General features: G+C 53.3%; 13 protein-coding genes. All 13 read right to left on the bottom strand.

All coding sequences use genetic code 11. From position 1 onward, the window contains the following. Nucleotides 1-81 precede the first annotated feature (81 nt). The gene (locus tag IVG45_RS00820) at nt 82-390 is read right to left on the bottom strand and encodes an antibiotic biosynthesis monooxygenase family protein (protein WP_196436016.1); all 309 of its coding nucleotides are present in this window, start codon (nt 388-390) and stop codon (nt 82-84) included. A 180-nt stretch (nt 391-570) separates the two neighbouring features. Then, nucleotides 571-2559: a sigma-54-dependent Fis family transcriptional regulator gene (locus IVG45_RS00815; RefSeq protein WP_196436015.1), complete on the bottom strand. Its 1989-nt coding sequence runs from the start codon at nt 2557-2559 to the stop codon at nt 571-573. Between the two features lie 408 nt (nt 2560-2967). Continuing rightward, a complete protein-coding gene (locus IVG45_RS00810; protein ID WP_196436014.1) occupies nt 2968-4662 on the bottom strand; it encodes a SulP family inorganic anion transporter in 1695 nt (564 codons plus the stop codon). A 454-nt stretch (nt 4663-5116) separates the two neighbouring features. Further along, complete coding sequence (locus IVG45_RS00805; RefSeq protein ID WP_196436013.1) at nt 5117-6049, bottom strand: transporter; 933 nt, start codon at nt 6047-6049, stop codon at nt 5117-5119. A gap of 98 nt (nt 6050-6147) precedes the next feature. Next, nucleotides 6148-7053 carry a hypothetical protein gene (locus IVG45_RS00800; RefSeq protein WP_196436012.1) on the bottom strand — a complete coding sequence of 302 codons (906 nt, stop codon included), beginning with the start codon at nt 7051-7053 and terminating at the stop codon, nt 6148-6150. Further along, complete coding sequence (locus IVG45_RS00795) at nt 7050-7907, bottom strand: DUF2092 domain-containing protein (RefSeq protein WP_196436011.1); 858 nt, start codon at nt 7905-7907, stop codon at nt 7050-7052. The genes IVG45_RS00800 and IVG45_RS00795 overlap by 4 nt, the downstream gene beginning before the upstream one ends. Before the next feature lie 506 nt (nt 7908-8413). Next, complete coding sequence (locus tag IVG45_RS00790; protein ID WP_196436010.1) at nt 8414-8746, bottom strand: putative quinol monooxygenase; 333 nt, start codon at nt 8744-8746, stop codon at nt 8414-8416. Between the two features lie 244 nt (nt 8747-8990). After that, nucleotides 8991-11375, bottom strand: a complete 2385-nt coding sequence (locus IVG45_RS00785) for a phosphoketolase family protein (protein WP_196436009.1) — start codon at nt 11373-11375, stop codon at nt 8991-8993. A 151-nt stretch (nt 11376-11526) separates the two neighbouring features. Then, nucleotides 11527-12468 carry a DUF2950 domain-containing protein gene (locus IVG45_RS00780; RefSeq protein WP_196436008.1) on the bottom strand — a complete coding sequence of 314 codons (942 nt, stop codon included), beginning with the start codon at nt 12466-12468 and terminating at the stop codon, nt 11527-11529. Between the two features lie 112 nt (nt 12469-12580). Further along, nucleotides 12581-14518, bottom strand: a complete 1938-nt coding sequence (locus tag IVG45_RS00775; RefSeq protein WP_196436007.1) for a DUF3300 domain-containing protein — start codon at nt 14516-14518, stop codon at nt 12581-12583. Nucleotides 14519-14598: 80 nt separating this feature from the next. Further along, nucleotides 14599-15498, bottom strand: coding sequence for a polyphosphate kinase 2 family protein (locus tag IVG45_RS00770; RefSeq protein ID WP_196436006.1), 900 nt, complete (start codon nt 15496-15498; stop codon nt 14599-14601). Between the two features lie 32 nt (nt 15499-15530). Then, nucleotides 15531-17342 carry a V-type ATP synthase subunit A gene (locus IVG45_RS00765; RefSeq protein WP_196436005.1) on the bottom strand — a complete coding sequence of 604 codons (1812 nt, stop codon included), beginning with the start codon at nt 17340-17342 and terminating at the stop codon, nt 15531-15533. Then, on the bottom strand, nt 17332-17991 hold the full coding sequence (locus tag IVG45_RS00760) for a DUF2764 family protein (protein WP_196436004.1): 660 nt from the start codon (nt 17989-17991) through the stop codon (nt 17332-17334). The genes IVG45_RS00765 and IVG45_RS00760 overlap by 11 nt, the downstream gene beginning before the upstream one ends. Nucleotides 17992-17996 lie beyond the last annotated feature (5 nt).

Raw genomic sequence — 17996 nt, 5'->3', positions numbered from 1 at the left:
ATTTCTCTCCATTGGTAATTTGCTACTTCCCCTGCCTGGGCGAGCGCCCGTCAGACCTTGATTGGAAAATGCCCTTTAGCCCTAGCAACCGCGCCTTACCTGATCGGCAAAGTCGATGCCCTGTGTTTTACTGATAAAGCGGAATTCGCAGACCGGCGGATGGCTGGATAACTCCATCAAGGAAGCCAGCTGGCTGAAATGTCTGGACTTAATCATGCGCCGCAGAGACGCTTCGGACTCCCAAATTTCGTCGTAACAAAGGCAATGTGGCGTAGCAACCGTTTTGTATATCTCGACTGACAGGCATCCGGGCACCGAACGCACCCCTTGGGCGAGAACTTGTAACGCGTCGGTCAACATCCGGGTTTGGTCGGGCACGGCTCTAAGCATGAGATGAAGTTCAATCATGAATCAGATAACAGCAGGAAATACGCCACTTTCCAATCCCACACATTCATATTGGAAATTAGCTTATATATCCAATAGTTACCACCAACACCAAAGGATCGCAAGCAAATCTGAACAACCCAGTAGCCCTCTGAAATTTCGTAGATTCCCCGAAAAACAAGATCAATAAATAGACGGCCTGCGAATGCCAAGCTTAGTCATACGGCTTTCGAGTGTTGTAGGCTTGAGCCCGAGAATCTCCGCCGCGCTGCCTTGGCCGCGAATGCGCCAACCGCTGATTTCCAATATGCGCAGAATATGCTCGCGCTCCACCTCCTCTAGCGAGAGCAGCTGTGATTTTTCCATGGCCGCTTTAGCCAACCCATCCCTAGGCAAGGTGATTTTGAGCACTGGGCCATTGGCCAGAATTACCGCCCGCTCGATGACATTGCGTAATTCACGAATATTGCCTGGCCAGTCATAGTTGCAAAGCACGTTTAAACAGGATTTGGCAATAGCGTTGATCGATTTGTCCATGGAACGGGCAAACTCTTGGACGAAGGTCTCCGCCAATCTCGGGATGTCTTCCGGCCTGTCGCGTAACGGCGGCAACTGGATTGGAAACACATTCAGACGGTAATAGAGATCTTCACGAAACCGTCCCTCGGCCACTTCCCGTGGCAGATTACGATTAGTGGCGGCAATCACTCGCACATCGATTTTGATGGGTTTAGGACTACCCAAGCGCTCGATTTCTTTTTCCTGCAACGCCCGCAGTAGTTTGGCTTGGGCATCCAGCGGCAACTCGCCCACCTCATCCAGGAACAGGGTTGAGCCGTGCGCTAATTCGAAACGCCCAATTTGTTTGGATAATGCACCGGTATAGGCGCCTTTTTCTCGTCCAAACAGTTCGCTTTCAATCAACGCTGCCGGAATGGCGGCGCAGTTTACCCGAATCATCGTTCGCTCCTTGCGCGGACTGGCCTCGTGGATAGCGGTCGCCAGTAGTTCCTTGCCGGTGCCGGTTTGGCCGATGATCAGCACCGAAGCCGGAGTAGCGGCCACCTGTTCGACCTGCGTCATGATTTGGCGCATGGCCGCGCTACCACAGATGATTTGCCCTAGTTCCTGGCGCTCCGATCTTTCGTGGCGCAGGTAAAGGTTCTCTTGCTGCAATTGATCCTGCAGGCTTTGAATTTTTTCCAGCGCGGCATTGAGTTCGCCGTTCGCCTGCTCCAGCTCAAGTTTAGCGCGGCGGATCTCGGTGACATTCAGGCTGGCTCCCATCAGGCGCTCGGGTCGACCGTCGGCTCCGATCTGGCAATGGCCACTGGCACAGATCCAGTGTTCGCTGGCGTCGGGATGGACGACTCGGTATTCGTCGCGGAAATCGCTACCGTCCGCTAATATCTGTCGCACCGTTTCGCCAACCCGTTGCTTATCGTCCGGATGGATACATTCCAAAAACCGTTGCAAGTTCAGCATATCACCATCCGCAACACCGTATAGCCTGCGCGCCCTAGCCGTTGCCCAGATCGTATCAACCGGAATATTCCAAACCCACAGGCCAATGTTAGCGGCATCGGCCGCCAGGCGCATTTGTTCCTCCTGGGCTTGCAGGGCTTGTACCGTGTGCTGGCGTTCCAAGACATTGGAGAACACATCGGCGATCAGCCCAAGTCCACGGACAACTTCGTCATTCCAATGGCGCGGGCGCGCCGCGGCAAAACCGATGCCGCCGGTCAACTTTCCGCCTACGATCAGCGGAAAAACCAAGTCGGATCTAATTCCATAGCGTATAAAACCCTCTCTATCCATCGCTGCTTCGGCGGGCAAATCATCCACATCGTGCATGATGAAAGGTTGACCGCTTAGAAGCGTTTGAGTCACGTAGGGGCCTTCGGACATCAACGACGCAGCCTTCCACGGTCTTGTTCCTGGCTTAGCGTGCCCAAACTTCGCACAGAAATCTTGACCATCGTTTGTGATCAAGCCCAAGCCAATATGATCGATATCCAACGCTTCGCCAATCCGGTGTATCCCCTCCTGGATTGCTTGGTCGACTTGGTCGGGTGGAATGCGTACTAGGTTAGCGGACAGTTCCGCCAGCAAAAACTGGAACGGCAAATATTCTTCCGATTGATTCGGGGTTTTATAGTTGTTATCAGTCATCCCAACATGTTTTATAGTTTTTAAAAATCCGGGTTTTCCTATGTTGGTATAGTTTATGCTTGATTTATTACCGTATAAAGAATTTTTTCAGGGCATGTTTTGTTAAGCTTACTACTCTGGAAGTCACGGAAAAACGCCCCAAAGACTAACGTTAAAAACCTATTGACTTTCATTTGCCGGGGTGATGCCGCGCTTTCATGAGCGTTACTCTGAAAAAAAATTGGGAGGGCGCGGCTGCTTGTTTGGGCAGGCATCGGCGGCAAGGATGGCGCCGCCGAGCCTACATGGACCAATTCACGGCGTCTTGTCCGGCAAGCAACCGGGCCTAGGGGTGAGGGGTGCTACTTTAATGAGCCGGGATGATACCGAGCCTTCTCATGAGCTTTTGACCCGTTAATCAGCCGACCATCATGGCTTCCATTCCGCCTCCGTATCGGCCGCATTTGCCCGCAACATCTGGAAGCGCTCCATTGCCGCGCTGGCATTGAACAACATGCGTTCGCGCCCAAGGCGTTCGGCCAACCCGGAACTACGCACGACTTCCAAAACGCCAGGGTTTAACCCTGCTAACCACAATGTATAACCACTTTGCGTTGCGCACTGTTCGCGCTCCATCAAAATCTTCAGTGCCGAGTACTCTATATCCTGGACTCGACTCATATCCAAGGTCAGAACCCGCGGTTGATACTGCGTAATCAGTGCATGGATCTGCTCGGCAATGTACTGGGCATTCACGAAAAAAATCCGTCCCTCCGGTCGTACGATCAACAAGCCATCGAGGGTCTCGTCGTCGGGATGTTCGGGCAATAATGGTCTCAGCATATTGGTTCCGCGCTTACGGCCAATCACATACACGCGAGGGTTGGCGGCCTGACTTGCCAATCCAATCACGGAGACAATGATTGCGACGATGATGCCCTTCAGCGTACCGAATATCAATACGCCGATACAAGCCACCAAGGCCCAGCGGAACTCCATCGTCCGAACTCTGCGTATAGCCATAAACTCCGCTGGCTCGATCAAACCAATCGAGTAGACGATGACAACCGCCGCCAGCGTGGCGTGCGGCAAATAGCCCAGCAAGGGCGCAATCAGCAGCATGGTTGCCAGCGCCACCGACGCCGTCACCAGGGATGCTTTTTGCGATTTTCCACCCGTGGATCGCACAACCGCGGTTTGCGAAGTGCCTCCACCGGCCGGCATCGCCCCGGTTAGTGCCCCTCCCAGATTCGCCACGCCCAAGGCAATCAATTCGCGATTAGCATTAATCGTAGGTTCGGCGGTTTTGGCAAAGGCACGCGCCGCCGCGATCGACTCGGTGAAACTCATCAATGCAATCCCGAGAGCGCCCGGCACCAACTGCTCGATTAGCGTTAAATCCGGCAAGGTCAGTGACGGTAAGCCTTGCGGAATCAAGCCCACCGTCGAAACACCCCGCGCATCCAGACCCAAAAACCATGACACGACGATGCCACCGCCGACCGCGACCAGAGGCGCCGGCGAATGCGGCCACAGACGCTCCATACCGATCAGCACGACCAATGTCGCGGTCGCCAGTGCGAGCGTGATCAGCGAGGTTTCGGGGATATGATGCATGACACTGAACAAATCGCGGAAAAAGCCCTGCTTTGCGATGTGGACGCCCAAAAGTTTCGGTAATTGGTCCAACACGATCACAAGACCTATGCCGGCCTTGAAACCGGTCAGGACGGGGGAGGAAATGAAATTGGCCACGAATCCCAAACGCAGCAGCGACGCCGCCATCAGCATCATACCGACCAGGCCGGTTAGTGTGGCAACGGCAGTCATCAGTTTAGCCGGGTCGCCATCCGGCACCACCAGGGCGAGTTGGGTGCCCGCCAGGATACCTAGTGTCGTGGTGGAGCTGACGCTGAGCACCCGCGATGAACCCAGCAGCGCATAAATAATCATCGGGATAAAGGCGGTATAAAGCCCCACGGCAACCGGTAAACCGGCTACGCTGGCGTAAGCCATTGCCTTGGGTAAAATTACCGCCGCCGCCGTGAGGCCCGCGATTAGATCGAAACGAAAGGTAGCGGTATTGGCCTGACTCGTGTCTGGGGCTATGGATGGCTGTTTCATGCGTTTTGTCTCCGGATTACTAGGCGGAATCAAGTAACAATTCCTTGATGCCCATGCCCTGAAAGGGCTGCAAGTTATCCATCAGCCCAAAATGTATCTTGACCAGTCCATCTCTCCTTACAACGGCATGCGGGATGAGTTGAACAGAACGGTTGCTTAACATGCTCCGCTGAGTTTTGGATACTAGTGAAAACGCACGAATTGCGCCAACATTGAGTAAATTAGATTTGCAGGATTAAACCTATATTTACGAACGAATAGGATGAAATCGGCGAAAGACAATTTTCAGAGCCTTCGGATAATCCCGGAAATCTCGGGGATTATCCGAAAAAACCCGCCCTAAAAGAAAGCTACGTGTGGACAAAGACAATTCCCGTAGCCCTAAACACTGTTGGTTGGCTCATGCGAGCTTTCCAGTACGCTGAGTTTAATTCTCGATTACTTCACAGCCAGTTTAGAAGTCGTCAGCAAAGCGGTATTGCCAGGCTATCCCGGTCATGTCGAAGTCGCTCCCCCTTCGGCCGGAAATACTGGTACTGTAATAAAGCTTAATCGAGTTGGAACGATTAACGGGTAGTGCCAAGGTAGCGCCGGCTCGAGAATTTTCCAGGCTGTCGTTGTTTTTGAGGCCATCGACTCGGGTTTGACCACCGGTATAAAAAGTGGCATCGGCCGCGGCCCAGATACCGTAACCCAAGCTATAAATCAGGTGACCCTGCACCGAATAAACCGGGTCTTGGCTGCGGTACTTGCCGCCGAAAAAATCGTCGTTGTCGGTGTAGAAGCGAACACCGCTTGCCAGCTCTAAGGTAATCGGTCCCAAGCGTTTGGATACACCCAGTTCCGGCTTTATCGACCAGCGATTGGTACCGAGATTGACCAGCTTGCTGTCGTCATATTGTCCCCCCGGCGCCGTCACTTCAATAGTCATGCCAACAATCGTATCCTGCTCATAATTGGCGAATTCCTTCAGCGAGAGCGCGGGGGCACCGAAAAAATTTAGCGAAAAATGAGCCCTGGGGTCGGAGAATCCGGATATTTCACGATCACGCTCCCGCCCGACGACCGTGGCGCTACCCTCGAGCGAAGCATACGGCAGCACCAGGTCGAACTTAGCCGACTTACCATACACATCGATAGCGCGGGCATAGGCCAATACGCCAGAATGCATTTCAACCTGGAAATTTTCAATCGGTAAAGCCGGATCGGTGGCCACACCGCCTTCGGTGTGGCCGTAGCCGGCAATCAGAAAATTCAGCCCTACCGGCGTATTGGCATAGGTACGCGGTTCCAAATCTTGCCCGCCGGTTGAAAATGAAACAAGCAATGAAATAACCGAACAGCCAACCAATTTTTTAGCGTTGGCTTGACGAAAAAATTTCGTCATTTGAAATAATCCTCTCGCACTAAAAAGCGCCGGAGCGGCGGCTCCGGCAAATTAACCACATGTTACCGCAATCTAAAAATGTTTTTGCGACAACCGATTTAGTAAGGCGCCGGAACAGGTGTATAAATCGGACCATTATTAGCATAAGCCTGTGTATACCAAGAGGCTCCGCATTGATAATAGGTCACGCCGTTCCGCTCCATCACATTGGGGGTGCAAGGCAGGCTGGCGTACCCCGAGGAAGGAGGCTGCGAATATACCACTGTCGTTGACGACGCCGGTGCCTGGGTTTGGGTGGCGTTCGAGTTGCCGGCCGCATAACCCGCCATCGCGCCAACCGCGGCCGAGCCAATCGCCACGGCCGCCACTTCACCATCGTCCCAGTTATTATTATCATAGTTCCCGGAAGGTGGAGGGTAATATCCAGCTGGCGGATGGTAACCGGCGGGGTAGTTGCCTTGATAGTTCTGCGCGGTCTGCTGCCGACTTTGTGTTCGGCTTGTAGCGCCCTGTTGGCGGGTCTCGACGTTTTCATTCGAATATTGCTGCCGTTGGGCTTGATTCTGCGACTGGGAGTCTTGCCGTTGCGCCTGATTTTCGGTGGAGGTGGATGCCCGCGTTTGTTGGGTCGTGGCTCGGTTGGTGGAAGCCGTCTGCGCTGCTTCGGACCGGTTCGCCGAAACTGATTGCGTCGCCTCCGACCGACTTGACGTCCTGGAGGCCGAAGCCGCCGAACCACCGGCATTCATCCGTGCTTGCCCCGCGCCCGACGCAAAATTAGCGCTGGCCGCGCCACCAGCGCGGGATGAAAAGCCACCTCCAGCCGCGGCCCCCCCTCTGGAGAATCCACCAGCAGCAGCTCCGCCACCACCTCCTCCACGAGAGAATCCACCACCACCTCCGCCGCCGCCAAGACCACGAGCCGCCACATCATCCAGGCCGACAGTCAGAATTACAAAAGTGGCTGTCATCGCCGTGAGGATAGAATTGAATTTTGCGTTCATTGTTTTTCTCCCGGATGTGCTGGAACTTCGGATGCGCCAGGGACGATACTGGGCAATTGCGCTAGGAAGGCAATCTTCTTGGCGCCCTCGGGCGGTGTGAATGCAAACTGGGCATCGTTGAGTTGAGGCGCCAAATTCCAATCAGAAAATTGCGCCCTGAACTGCGGTTGACCCTCGGCCAGCTTGTAGGTCAACACCACCCGCAGTGGTAAGGGTTGCGCGCCTTCGGCAATCCAAACCTGATAATCGACGGTTTCGGTACGGCCCGCCAAGTGATGGGCTGGTTTTCCATGAATCGAGGTCTTTTCAACGTAATCAAGCGACTCGGTTCTACTGTCTAACTCGGCCGGCAACTGGCTGACCAGCAGCATGGCCAGTGGCAGCCTCATGTTCAAATCCTTCAGAAAATATTTGACCGCTTCATCGATGCCGCCGGGCTTGGCCACTTGTGCATAAATATTTTTATTGGGACTGAACACCGTGATGTCCTTGCCGTCATACAGGACGACATTCTTCTCGCCGTGGCTTTCCTCGTGTTCCACTCGCAACCCGTTGGGCCGATTGACGATGACCTTGCGAATGGCGGCAAACTCAAGTTTTTGGCCCGATGCCTGTACGGTGTCATAACTATCACTCAGATCCACCGTGAACTTCGGTATTTTGACTAAATAATTGGCCATGCGCTGCAGAATGCCTTTGGCATCGCTAGGCTCCACCCCCGCCTGAGGCAACATTTCCTGCGAAGCAAAAGTTTGCGGCTGAATGGCTGGCTGATGTTCGGCGCAGCCCATCATCGTTGCCAAAACCGCTACGCAGAGTGTGTTGCGTATTCCGAAATATAGTGTTTTATTCATGGTTCACCTCCTTGGGTGATGGCATTGAAATCCTTGTATTCATCGAACACCTCCCATGGCCGTTATTTCTGGCAACAGGACTTAGGCGCCCATGTATCTCATCCAACCGAGTTCGCACCGCCTCCGTTGGTTCTTGAATAATAACTGGACTGATGCGCTTTTCGTCAGCGGGATTATCCGCATTCTTTTCCCTACCCGCTTAAACTACCGCCGGGATTGAAAAGGATAGGGGCGCTAGCTATAGCCGAGCGCCCTTATCGGATTTCATAACCAGGCTAAAGTTATTCAGGCCCGGAGTTGGCGCGAACTCAGCTTGACTGCGGTTCTGATGTTCCTGAAATCCGCGCTTCACGCTACCCGCCACAGCACCGACGGCCGCGCAAATTCAAATCAATGAGGGTGATTTTAGCGCCTTGTCGGCCAAGACCGGCCATCAAACCTCGTCGTCGGAACACGAAGGACAAACACATCAACACGTTCGGAAAGCCTCTCCAAACTATCGCACCTTAATCGGTTGCACAGCCCCTAACCCGCTCGGCGAAATCCAGTCCACAAGTTTGGCTGATGAAACGAAATTCGCAGTCCGGCGGCTCACTGGAAAGTTCCATCAACGATGCCAGCTGGCTAAAATGGGAAGAGGCAATCATTTTCCGTAGCATCGTTTCCGATTCCCAGATTTCGTCATAACAAATGTAACGCGGCACACCCACCGTCTTGTATACCTCGACCGCAATACAACCCGGCACCGAGCGCGCGCTCTTGGCGAGAACTTGCAGTGCATCGACCATGGTTCGGGTTTTATTGGCCGGTACTCGGAGAACAAGATGTAGTTCAATCATGGCCTAATTAAGGACAGAAAGCGTGCCAATTTCGAACCATAACAATATGTGCTGATAATCTTTTATTTAACATTACGTTACAGTCCATCGACTTGAAAAACCGCGCCGGAAAAACAAGCAAAAACACCTGAAATATCGTGGATTCCCCGAGCCCCCCCCAGAAATCTGAAAACCAGGGTAGGGTTGAAAGTAGCTTTCCGATCAAATACCGCCAGCTTTGACGTTATTTACCAGGCTCGCATCCTCAATATGGCCATAACCACTGATCATCTTCCGGCCTGTCTATGCCATGCTCGTACGCGTAGTTACAGCATTCGATTTGCCGGTCGCGTAGTTTTTCCTTTACATGGGCGCCGGAAACGCGCAGAGCTGGTATGCGATCGATCGCATCAATGGCTAGGCTAAAACGGTCGATTTCGTTTTGAATCGCCAATTCGAGCGGCGTGTTGATGCTGCCCTTTTCCTTGTAACCACGCACGTGCAGGTTTTTGTGGTTGTTGCGCCGATAAGCCAGTCTATGAATTAACCAGGGGTAGCCGTGGAAGTTGAAGATAACCGGTTTATCCAAAGTGAACAGACCGTCGAAATCACGATCGGTAAGACCATGAGGGTGCTCGCTGCTGGGTACCAATTTATATAAATCCACCACATTGATAAAACGAATCTTCAGTTGCGGAAAGTTTTCCCGTAGTAATACCACCGCCGCCAGGGCTTCCTTGGTGGGGATGTCACCGGCGCTCGCCATTACCAAGTCCGGTTCGCCTCCATCATCATTACTGGCCCATTCCCAGATGCCAATACCCTTGGTGCAGTGCTTGATCGCCGCGTCCATATTTAGATATTGCAGGTGTTTCTGCTTGTCGGAGACGATGACGTTGATGTAATCGGTACTTTTTAGACAATGGTCGGCCACCGACAACAGGCAATTCACGTCCGGCGGCAGGTAGATACGGGTCACGGACGGACTTTTATTGACGACGACGTCCAGGAAGCCGGGATCCTGATGAGTGAAGCCATTGTGATCTTGCCGCCAGACGGTAGAGGTAATCAGCAAGTTCAGCGAAGATACCGGCGCCCGCCATGGCACATCCTTGGACATAGCCAGCCATTTGGCATGCTGATTGAACATGGAATCGATCACGTGCACAAAGGCTTCGTAGGTCGAAAAAAATCCGTGGCGGCCAGTCAACAGATAACCTTCCAGCCAGCCTTCCAGCGTATGTTCGGACAGCATCTCCATGACTCGGCCATCCGGCGACAGTTCACCGCCATCGGCGTCCTCCGGCAGAAAGTCGGCCAACCAAGTTTTCTTGCTGGCCTTGTAGATGTCATCCAACTTGTTGGAACTGTTTTCATCCGGGCCGAACACGCGGAAATTGCTCATGTTGGCGCTCATGATGTCGCGCAAAAACTTACCCAAGGGCCGGGTGTTTTCCGCTACAAGTTTACCCGGACTTTCGATGACCAGCGCATAGTCCTTGAACTCCGGCTTACGCAAGGCTTTACGCAACAAACCGCCGTTGGCATGTGGATTCGCGCTCATGCGTCGCGTACCTTTGGGCGCAAGCGCCTTCAGTTCGGGAATCAAAGTGCCGGCACTATCGAACAATTCTTCGGGCTTATAACTGCGCAGCCAGTCTTCCAGCTGTTTCAGATGGGCAGGGTTTTCTTTTACCCCTGCCAGCGGAACCTGGTGAGCTCGCCAAAACCCTTCCACTTTGTGCCCATCCACTTCCTTGGGGCCGGTCCAGCCTTTGGGGCTGCGTAATACGATCATCGGCCAGCGTGGTCGGGTTGGGGAACCGGAGCTTCGGGCTTGCTCCTGAATGCGGCGAATTTCCAGCACACAGGTTTCTAGCACACCCGCCATCAATTGGTGCATGGTCTCGGGATCGTTGCCTTCCACGAAGTAAGGGGTATAACCGTAACCCTGAAACAAGTGTTCAAGTTCATCGTGGGAAATGCGCGACAAGATGGTTGGATTATTGATCTTGTAACCGTTGAGGTGCAGTATTGGCAGCACCGCGCCATCGCGGATCGGATTCAGGAATTTATTGGAATGCCAGGAAGTCGCCAGCGGACCGGTTTCCGACTCGCCATCGCCGACCACGACGGTGACCAGCAAATCCGGATTATCCAATGCGGCGCCGTAGGCATGAGAAATGCTATAACCCAGCTCGCCGCCTTCATGAATGGAGCCCGGCGTTTCCGGAGTACAGTGACTACCGATCCCGCCCGGGAAGGAAAACTCCTTGAAGAATTGCAATAAGCCTTCTTCATCTTCACCCTTGTTAGGATAAATTTCCGCGTACGTGCCTTCGAGATAAACAGGCGCCAACACGCCGGGCGCGCCGTGGCCGGGCCCGGCCAGAAAAATGGCATTCAATCCGTACTTGTTGATGAGCCGATTCATGTGAATATAGGTAAAGCTCAGGCCAGGGCTGGCCCCCCAGTGCCCCAACAGCCGGTTTTTGATATGTTGCGTCTTGAGCGGCTCTTTTAATAATGGATTATCCCACAGATAAATCATACCGGCGGCCAGGTAATTACAGGCTCGCCAATACGCGTTAATTTTCCTCAAGGCTTCTGCATCGAGAGGCGCTGGGTTGCTCAATGTCGGTTCGCTCATGGTTGGGGCTCCTTTATCAATATTGATTTACTTCTGATTTTTTAAAAATAACCAAGACGGCCAGTTTGCTAAATTTTATACACCAGCCCAGACGACCGTTCCGTTCAGCCGTCTTCGGCCAGACTGTTATCAGTTGGTCGAGATTATGAAATTATTGGCCCTCTTCGACCCTTTCCCAGGTTGAATCGGGATCATAGCTTTTCATGGCCTGGGCCAGTTCAGCCGTTTTAGCGCCCAAATTCTTTTGATAAATCTTGCCTTGATGATTGACGACGAAAGTCATGATGCCCGACGAACCGTATTCAGCTGGAAAAGCGACCAGCGCAAAACCAGCGATCATGTTGCCATTAATCAGATAATCATACTTTCCGCCGGGGACGTTACCACCCTGCCGAGTCAGAATTTTGTAGAAATAGCCGTGATATGGGATCGATGAACTGGAACCGCTTTTGGGTGTGTAACCCTCGGCCTTGGCCTGTGCCACCAACGGCCCCAGTGGACTTTGGGTCTGGCCTACTTGATCCTCCCAATACAAGCCATCGAATTTACCCGGTTCGCTGGACAATTTAGTCGCATATTCCGCCAACTCATCGCCATCGCGATCGCTTTGTGCATATTCAAATTGTGCTTCGACATAGGCCTTTACCACCGCCAGCGCATTCAATTCGTTGCGCCCGATTCTGCGATTGAGGATTTCGGTTTTACCTTGCTCGGCATCAAATTGCCACTGTTCACCGATTTTAACCAGCGGCACTGGAAATGCCCAACCGTCTTGGCCGAAATGCAATATGGCCTTATCCGTGCCGTCATTTTCCACCGATGATTTTTCCTCGGCCATTTTTAGAAAATCGGCGCGATTATTTTTATCTTCCACCTCATCGCCGGATGAGAACATTTGCGCATGTTGACTGCCAAAAACAACGGCAATTTTGTCGTTGCTATCACTCCGCGCCGCATCGATTAAAGCCGCTATCGCTTGTTCGGAGGAGGCAAAACGTTGGGCGTCGGCCTCTAGCGCCACGGCGAAATTCAAACAAAGCGCCCAGACGATAAAACCCAAAACCAAAGAATGATGGAGTTTGAAGGAAATCACGATTGAAACCTCGCGTTATTGAAGGTTTAAACAGGTTTGCGTTAACAAACAGGCGTTTTGCCTGCGATTATCGCAACCGGATAAGTCGAAACGATTTATGCTGATAGCCCATTCAACGTCTGCCACCACGGCCTCCTCCGCCAACTCGACCCGCGGCCCCAGCCCGGCTAGCACCGCCAGTTGAGGTTCGCATTTGCCGGCTGGTTTGGGCACTCGCACGGCTGGCACTACCCCGGCTACTAAAGTCACGGGATCGGCCAAGGTCTTGAGCGCTTTCAAATGCGTTCGGACGTGACATTTCCCGGCGTTGTTGAGATTGAAAACGTTGCGTTTGCTGATTCTGTCGATTTTGGAACTGTTGTGCATCATGGGCCGGCCGTTGAAAATCCTGTTGCATCGGCCGGCGGTTTTCCGATGGAACCCTGTCAAGACGTTGTTGATTGAGGCCGGCACGATCATTGACGGTGGGCTTACGAACCTCTCGCGTCCGTGAGTTGATGCTGGCCGCGCCACGCTGACTCTCGGTTTTAACCCGCTGGCTGTTTGCTCGCATGTCCGCCAGAGCGCTGTCTCGCGGAGTTGCCGTGGCACGGCCAGCCAAGTCGGATTTACCAGCCAAATTCCTTCCGTCGCTTCTAGCCGCCAGCTGTCTTTGAACATCGGCACTGGAAAGCCTTGGTTGTGCCGGTAGCGTGGCGGCTTTTTTATCGTCAAATCCCCGAGTATTGGCCGGTAAATTTTCCGCGCCGCTCAAGCGACCACCAGCCAGGGCCGCTTCCTGCATATTTCCTAAACGCTGCCGAGCGATTGGCGGATAGGCTTGGCCACGGCGATGACTCGCATCAGGCTGCCAGCGACTGGCCTGCCTCCCTAAACCCGCGAGCTGATCCTGTTTGAACATACCGTCACGATCGACGTTGACTCTGTTTCCCGATCCGATATTGACATCGCCGCGGTTTATATTGACATCACCCCGAGCAATGGCGACATTGCCGTTACGGTAATAGCCACCACCGCCGTGCCAGCAATTACCACTCTGACAAACAGAATCGCCGTAATGATGCGAGACAGGGTAGCCTCCATGCCATTCATCATCCCAATCGTCATCGGCCCATTCCATGATGCCCCAGGTCAATAAGCCGCCGACAACCGCACCAGCACCGAAAGATAACCATTGATCGGATGAGGATGTGGTTTGGGTAGTCGTGTTCGCGGAGGGATAGTAGTTATTGGTCACCGTGGTGGAAGCCGGATAAGCATAGCTAGCCGGTGGGGGCGCAAGCGGTGCCGCATAGACGACCTCGGGGTTATAGCTTGGCACCGACAGAGTATCGGCTTTTGCCGGGGCAATCGTGATGACTTGCTTGGTGAGTACCGCCGGGGTTGCCTTGATATCCGATCCCCTCGCTTGGCTGGAAGCCGGTTCGGAAAACGATACGGTTTTAGTCTCGACCTTTTGCAGATCGGAGTTCTTCAAATATCCGGCATCGGTCGCGCGTTTGCGCAAAGCTTGAACCGCATCCATCAATTCGGTTGGATTAGCCAGAAAAGCATCGCCCAGTTGCGTGGTCCAATCCAGATGCTCGCTCATCATCGCAATCACTTCCGGCATCGCCGTCAAGCGGATGACGCTGGCATCCCAGTTTTTGCCGCGCACCGTGGCCGGATTGGGTTTGGATTCCAACCAGCGGGCCGCCTGAACCACCTCCAACGGATAAGAGGCGGCCACCAGCATTTCCGCCAGCAGCGGATCGGGATAAAGCGCGATCGGTGCTACCAGAGATTCGATACTGCTCAAGGGTTTTGTACCTGGCGGCGGAAAAGGCGATGGAACGGGGGCGGGCGCCGGTTGCACCGGCGCAACTGCTGCCGGTATTTTTTCCGGAGAAGGCGATTCCGCCACGGCAGTAAGATCCGGCGCTGGAGCTTTGGCTTGCTGGCCATCACCCTTGTCGCATCCAGTGACTTGTAAGGCTAGCAACAAAAATAGCGATTGACTGAATCGTCGAATACCCCAGCTAGGGGCTGTATTGCCTTGCTTCATTCTCATGACAAGTACCGTGACTATTTGGATTTTCAATTGAACCCATCCACATTGGCAACCCCGACAGGTTAAAATCGACCGTGCCGCTATTCCTGTTCCAATGATTTACGCGCTTGTTCCAATAACTTGCGTTGTTCCTCGTTCATCTCGGGAAATTTAAGCTCGAGATCGCGCAAGGTCGAGGTGACGATATCGGCGACAATGGCCCGCATCGCCCACTTGTCATCGGCCGGCACGATATACCAGGGCGCCCATTTGGTACTGGTCGCACTAATGGCTTTCTCGTAGGCATCGGTATAATCGTCCCAAAAGCCGCGTTCCTTCATATCCGCAAGCGAGAATTTCCAGTTTTTTTCCGGCCGTTCCAGCCTATCCATAAATCGGCGCTTTTGTTCTTTCTTGGACACGTTCAAAAAAAACTTCAAGACGATGGTGCCGTTGCGTACCAGATGGCGCTCGAAGGCATTGATGTCCTCATAGCGCGCTTCCCAAAATGCCTTGCCATGCTTGCCGTCCGGTAGTTTTTGCTGTTCCAGTACATCTTGGTGAACCTTGACCACCAAAACGTCTTCGTAGTAAGAACGGTTGAAAATGCCGATGCGGCCGCGCTCGGGCAGGGATTTCATATAGCGCCACAGAAAGTTATGATCCAGTTCCTCGGCCGATGGCTTTTTGAAGCTGAAAACCTGACAACCTTGTGGATTGACGCCCGACATGACGTGCTTGATCGTGCCGTCTTTGCCCGCCCCGTCCATGGCCTGAAAAACCATCAACAGCGCATAGCGGTCATCCGCGTATAACAACTGCTGGCACTCCGCCAGTTCCTCGACGCTCTTTTGCAAAATTTCGTTAGCCCGCTCCTTAACCATTTTTTTACCGGCGGCTTTAAACTCGTCGGTTTGAGCCCAGCTAGTTTCGTGATCTTTAAGACGCACCTTGCTATCGGGCTTGACCTTAAAAATGTCGATGATGTCTTTTTTAATCATGTCTAGGCTCCTGGCCTCGGTTTAATGTCGATTTATAGCTCCTGATAAGCCGGCAAATATTGCGCGGCCAACTGCTCGATGTCGGTGCGGTAGCGTTCATAGTCCGGAGTATCCAAGCGGCTGTAATTCCAATTTTTATAATGGCCGGTCAGTTTGGTGAAGAAGTCGCGAGCGGCGTTTTTGTCCTGGAACCTGAATTCCGCCGCAATCAGACTTTTTAACAAGCGGAAACTGGCCAATTGCCGCTCGCGAGGCATGCAGGCGTCGACCTCATCGAAGGCGTCTTGTTGCAAATACACCATGTCCAACAATACCGATTTTTGCCAATCCACGAAATCCTCCAAGGTAATGCCCTCTTCGCCGGTAACTTGCATGATTTGATATATGCCATCGCCGTGTTCCAACAAGGTCATCATGTTTTTGACATCATCCACCCAATCGGGGTCGAGCTCTTTCTTGAACCAAGGCGCCAACTGGTCCAAATAACGAGACCATGACAGCAAGGGATCGATGGCGGGATAAAAGCGCTTGTAAGCGCGGTCGGCGGATAAACCGAGGAAAGTTTTGACGGTGCCGAGCGTGGACTGGGTGACGGGTTCCTCGAAATTACCACCCGCCGGAGACACCGTGCCGATCAAGGTCAAGGTGCCGGTGGAACCGTCGGCGCAACGAATGACGCCGGCACGCTCGTATAAGTTTTTGATCGCGGAATCGAGATAGGCCGGGAAAGCCTCCTCGCCGGGAATTTCCTCCATTCGGCCGGAGGTTTCTCGCATCGCCTGAGCCCAACGCGAGGTAGAATCGGCGATCAGCAATACGTCGTAACCCATTTGGCGAAAATATTCGCCCAACGTAATACCAGTATAGATCGACGCTTCACGGGCGGCGACCGGCATTGACGAGGTATTGCAGATAATGATGGTGCGATCCATTAAGGTGCCGCCGGTACGCGGATCGTGGGTTTGCGGATACTCATGTATGGTTTCCACCACTTCGCCGGCGCGTTCGCCGCAGGCGACAATGATCACGATATCGACACTGGAATAGCGCGCGACTAAACTCTGCAGCACGGTCTTACCGGCGCCGAACGGGCCCGGAATACAACCTGTTCCGCCCTGCGCGATAGGGAAAAAGGTATCGATGATGCGAGTCGCCGTGGTCAACGGCAGAATGGGAAATTGCCGTTCCGCATAACGTTTGCGTAATAGATTTTCCGGAATCGGCCGCCGAATCGGCCAGCGCCGGGTCATGGTCAATACCTTTTCTTCGCCGGACGTAGTCGTATATCGCGCTACAGTTTCGTCGATACTGAAACTACCTTCGCGTATCCAACTGACCGTCACCGGCCCGCTTTCATTGAAGGGAATCATAATTTTGTGTTTGAACGGTCCTTCCGGCACCGTTCCAATCACGCCAGCCGGCGGCAAATTGTCGCCAATGGCCACCCCCGGCGTGAACTGCCATTTTTTATCCAAATCGAGTGGCGAAATCGTCACGCCGCGCGGCAGGAAAAAACCGTATTTTTGCGCCAATACATGCAGGGGGTTCAGCAAACCATCGAATACCTGTCCCAACAACCCAGGCCCCAGCGTGGCGGACAACATTTCACCGGACAATTCCACTTGGTCGCCTACCCTTACGTCGCGCGTATCTTCGAATACTTGCATATCGGCGGTACGCCCACGCACCCGGAGAATTTCAGCTTTCAAACGCTGCTCACCGACACGGATATAACCGACTTCGTTCTTCATGACTTCGACGGCTTCGTCAAACTCAATCAAGACCAAACTTTCCTTGACGCCAACCACGGTCGCATAGACGGCGCAGCTATTTTCATTGGACATGTTTTACCTCATCGATCAATATTTGGAAGCGTTGTTTAGCGACACCGGCATCGCGCAGCAGCCAAGCCTGGGCTATATCCCATTTGAACACAAAGGCAGTAATGGCTTCGAAACCGAAAGGATTCAGATCGCCCAGACGGGACAGTTTCCGCCACAGCGTGTCCATCAACAGTCGATCCAAGGCTATCGCATCGGCGGCCGCCAGGTGATTGCCCGCTTCGCTGATCCAGGGATAAAGCGCGCCCAACCGAAAGTCGGCGGCATCCCAATGCATCTCGATATGCTTGACCCAGCGGCCGATTCCCCAGCCTCCAGGGTATCGTTGCGGTTCACCGCCCGCTTGCCTGATACGCAGCGCGGCAAGCAGGGTTTGTAGGTTTAACCGGTATTCCACAAACTCGCGTAACACGGGTTGTCTTATGCCTTGAAGCGCGTTTTTGTAATAACCCGCCGTATCGGCACGGCTCAATCTGCCGACGGACGACCGCCACCCCGCCAATAATTCAGCCTGAAAAATCTGCCGAGTTTCATCGGCCTCCAACATACGCAACCGCTGCTCCAAGCGTAAACGTGAAAGCGGAAGGCGCTCAAGCCTCGCAAAATAAGGCAAATGAGGCAAACTCGATACAACCGTGTAGTAATCCGTCATCAGTG

Origin of the sequence: Methylomonas sp. LL1, from assembly GCF_015711015.1 — a bacterium.
Lineage (GTDB): Bacteria > Pseudomonadota > Gammaproteobacteria > Methylococcales > Methylomonadaceae > Methylomonas.
Note: the sequence above shows the minus strand (reverse complement) of the source record. Positions and strands in the feature narration are given on the sequence as shown.

Coding starts and splice junctions, on each gene's coding strand:
- IVG45_RS00820 (WP_196436016.1), bottom strand. CDS start 390: ATGCTTAGAGCCGTGCCCGACCAAACCCGGATGTTGACCGACGCGTTA.
- IVG45_RS00815 (WP_196436015.1), bottom strand. CDS start 2,559: ATGACTGATAACAACTATAAAACCCCGAATCAATCGGAAGAATATTTG.
- IVG45_RS00810 (WP_196436014.1), bottom strand. CDS start 4,662: ATGAAACAGCCATCCATAGCCCCAGACACGAGTCAGGCCAATACCGCT.
- IVG45_RS00805 (WP_196436013.1), bottom strand. CDS start 6,049: ATGACGAAATTTTTTCGTCAAGCCAACGCTAAAAAATTGGTTGGCTGT.
- IVG45_RS00800 (WP_196436012.1), bottom strand. CDS start 7,053: ATGAACGCAAAATTCAATTCTATCCTCACGGCGATGACAGCCACTTTT.
- IVG45_RS00795 (WP_196436011.1), bottom strand. CDS start 7,907: ATGAATAAAACACTATATTTCGGAATACGCAACACACTCTGCGTAGCG.
- IVG45_RS00790 (WP_196436010.1), bottom strand. CDS start 8,746: ATGATTGAACTACATCTTGTTCTCCGAGTACCGGCCAATAAAACCCGA.
- IVG45_RS00785 (WP_196436009.1), bottom strand. CDS start 11,375: ATGAGCGAACCGACATTGAGCAACCCAGCGCCTCTCGATGCAGAAGCC.
- IVG45_RS00775 (WP_196436007.1), bottom strand. CDS start 14,518: ATGAGAATGAAGCAAGGCAATACAGCCCCTAGCTGGGGTATTCGACGA.
- IVG45_RS00770 (WP_196436006.1), bottom strand. CDS start 15,498: ATGATTAAAAAAGACATCATCGACATTTTTAAGGTCAAGCCCGATAGC.
- IVG45_RS00765 (WP_196436005.1), bottom strand. CDS start 17,342: ATGTCCAATGAAAATAGCTGCGCCGTCTATGCGACCGTGGTTGGCGTC.
- IVG45_RS00760 (WP_196436004.1), bottom strand. CDS start 17,991: ATGACGGATTACTACACGGTTGTATCGAGTTTGCCTCATTTGCCTTAT.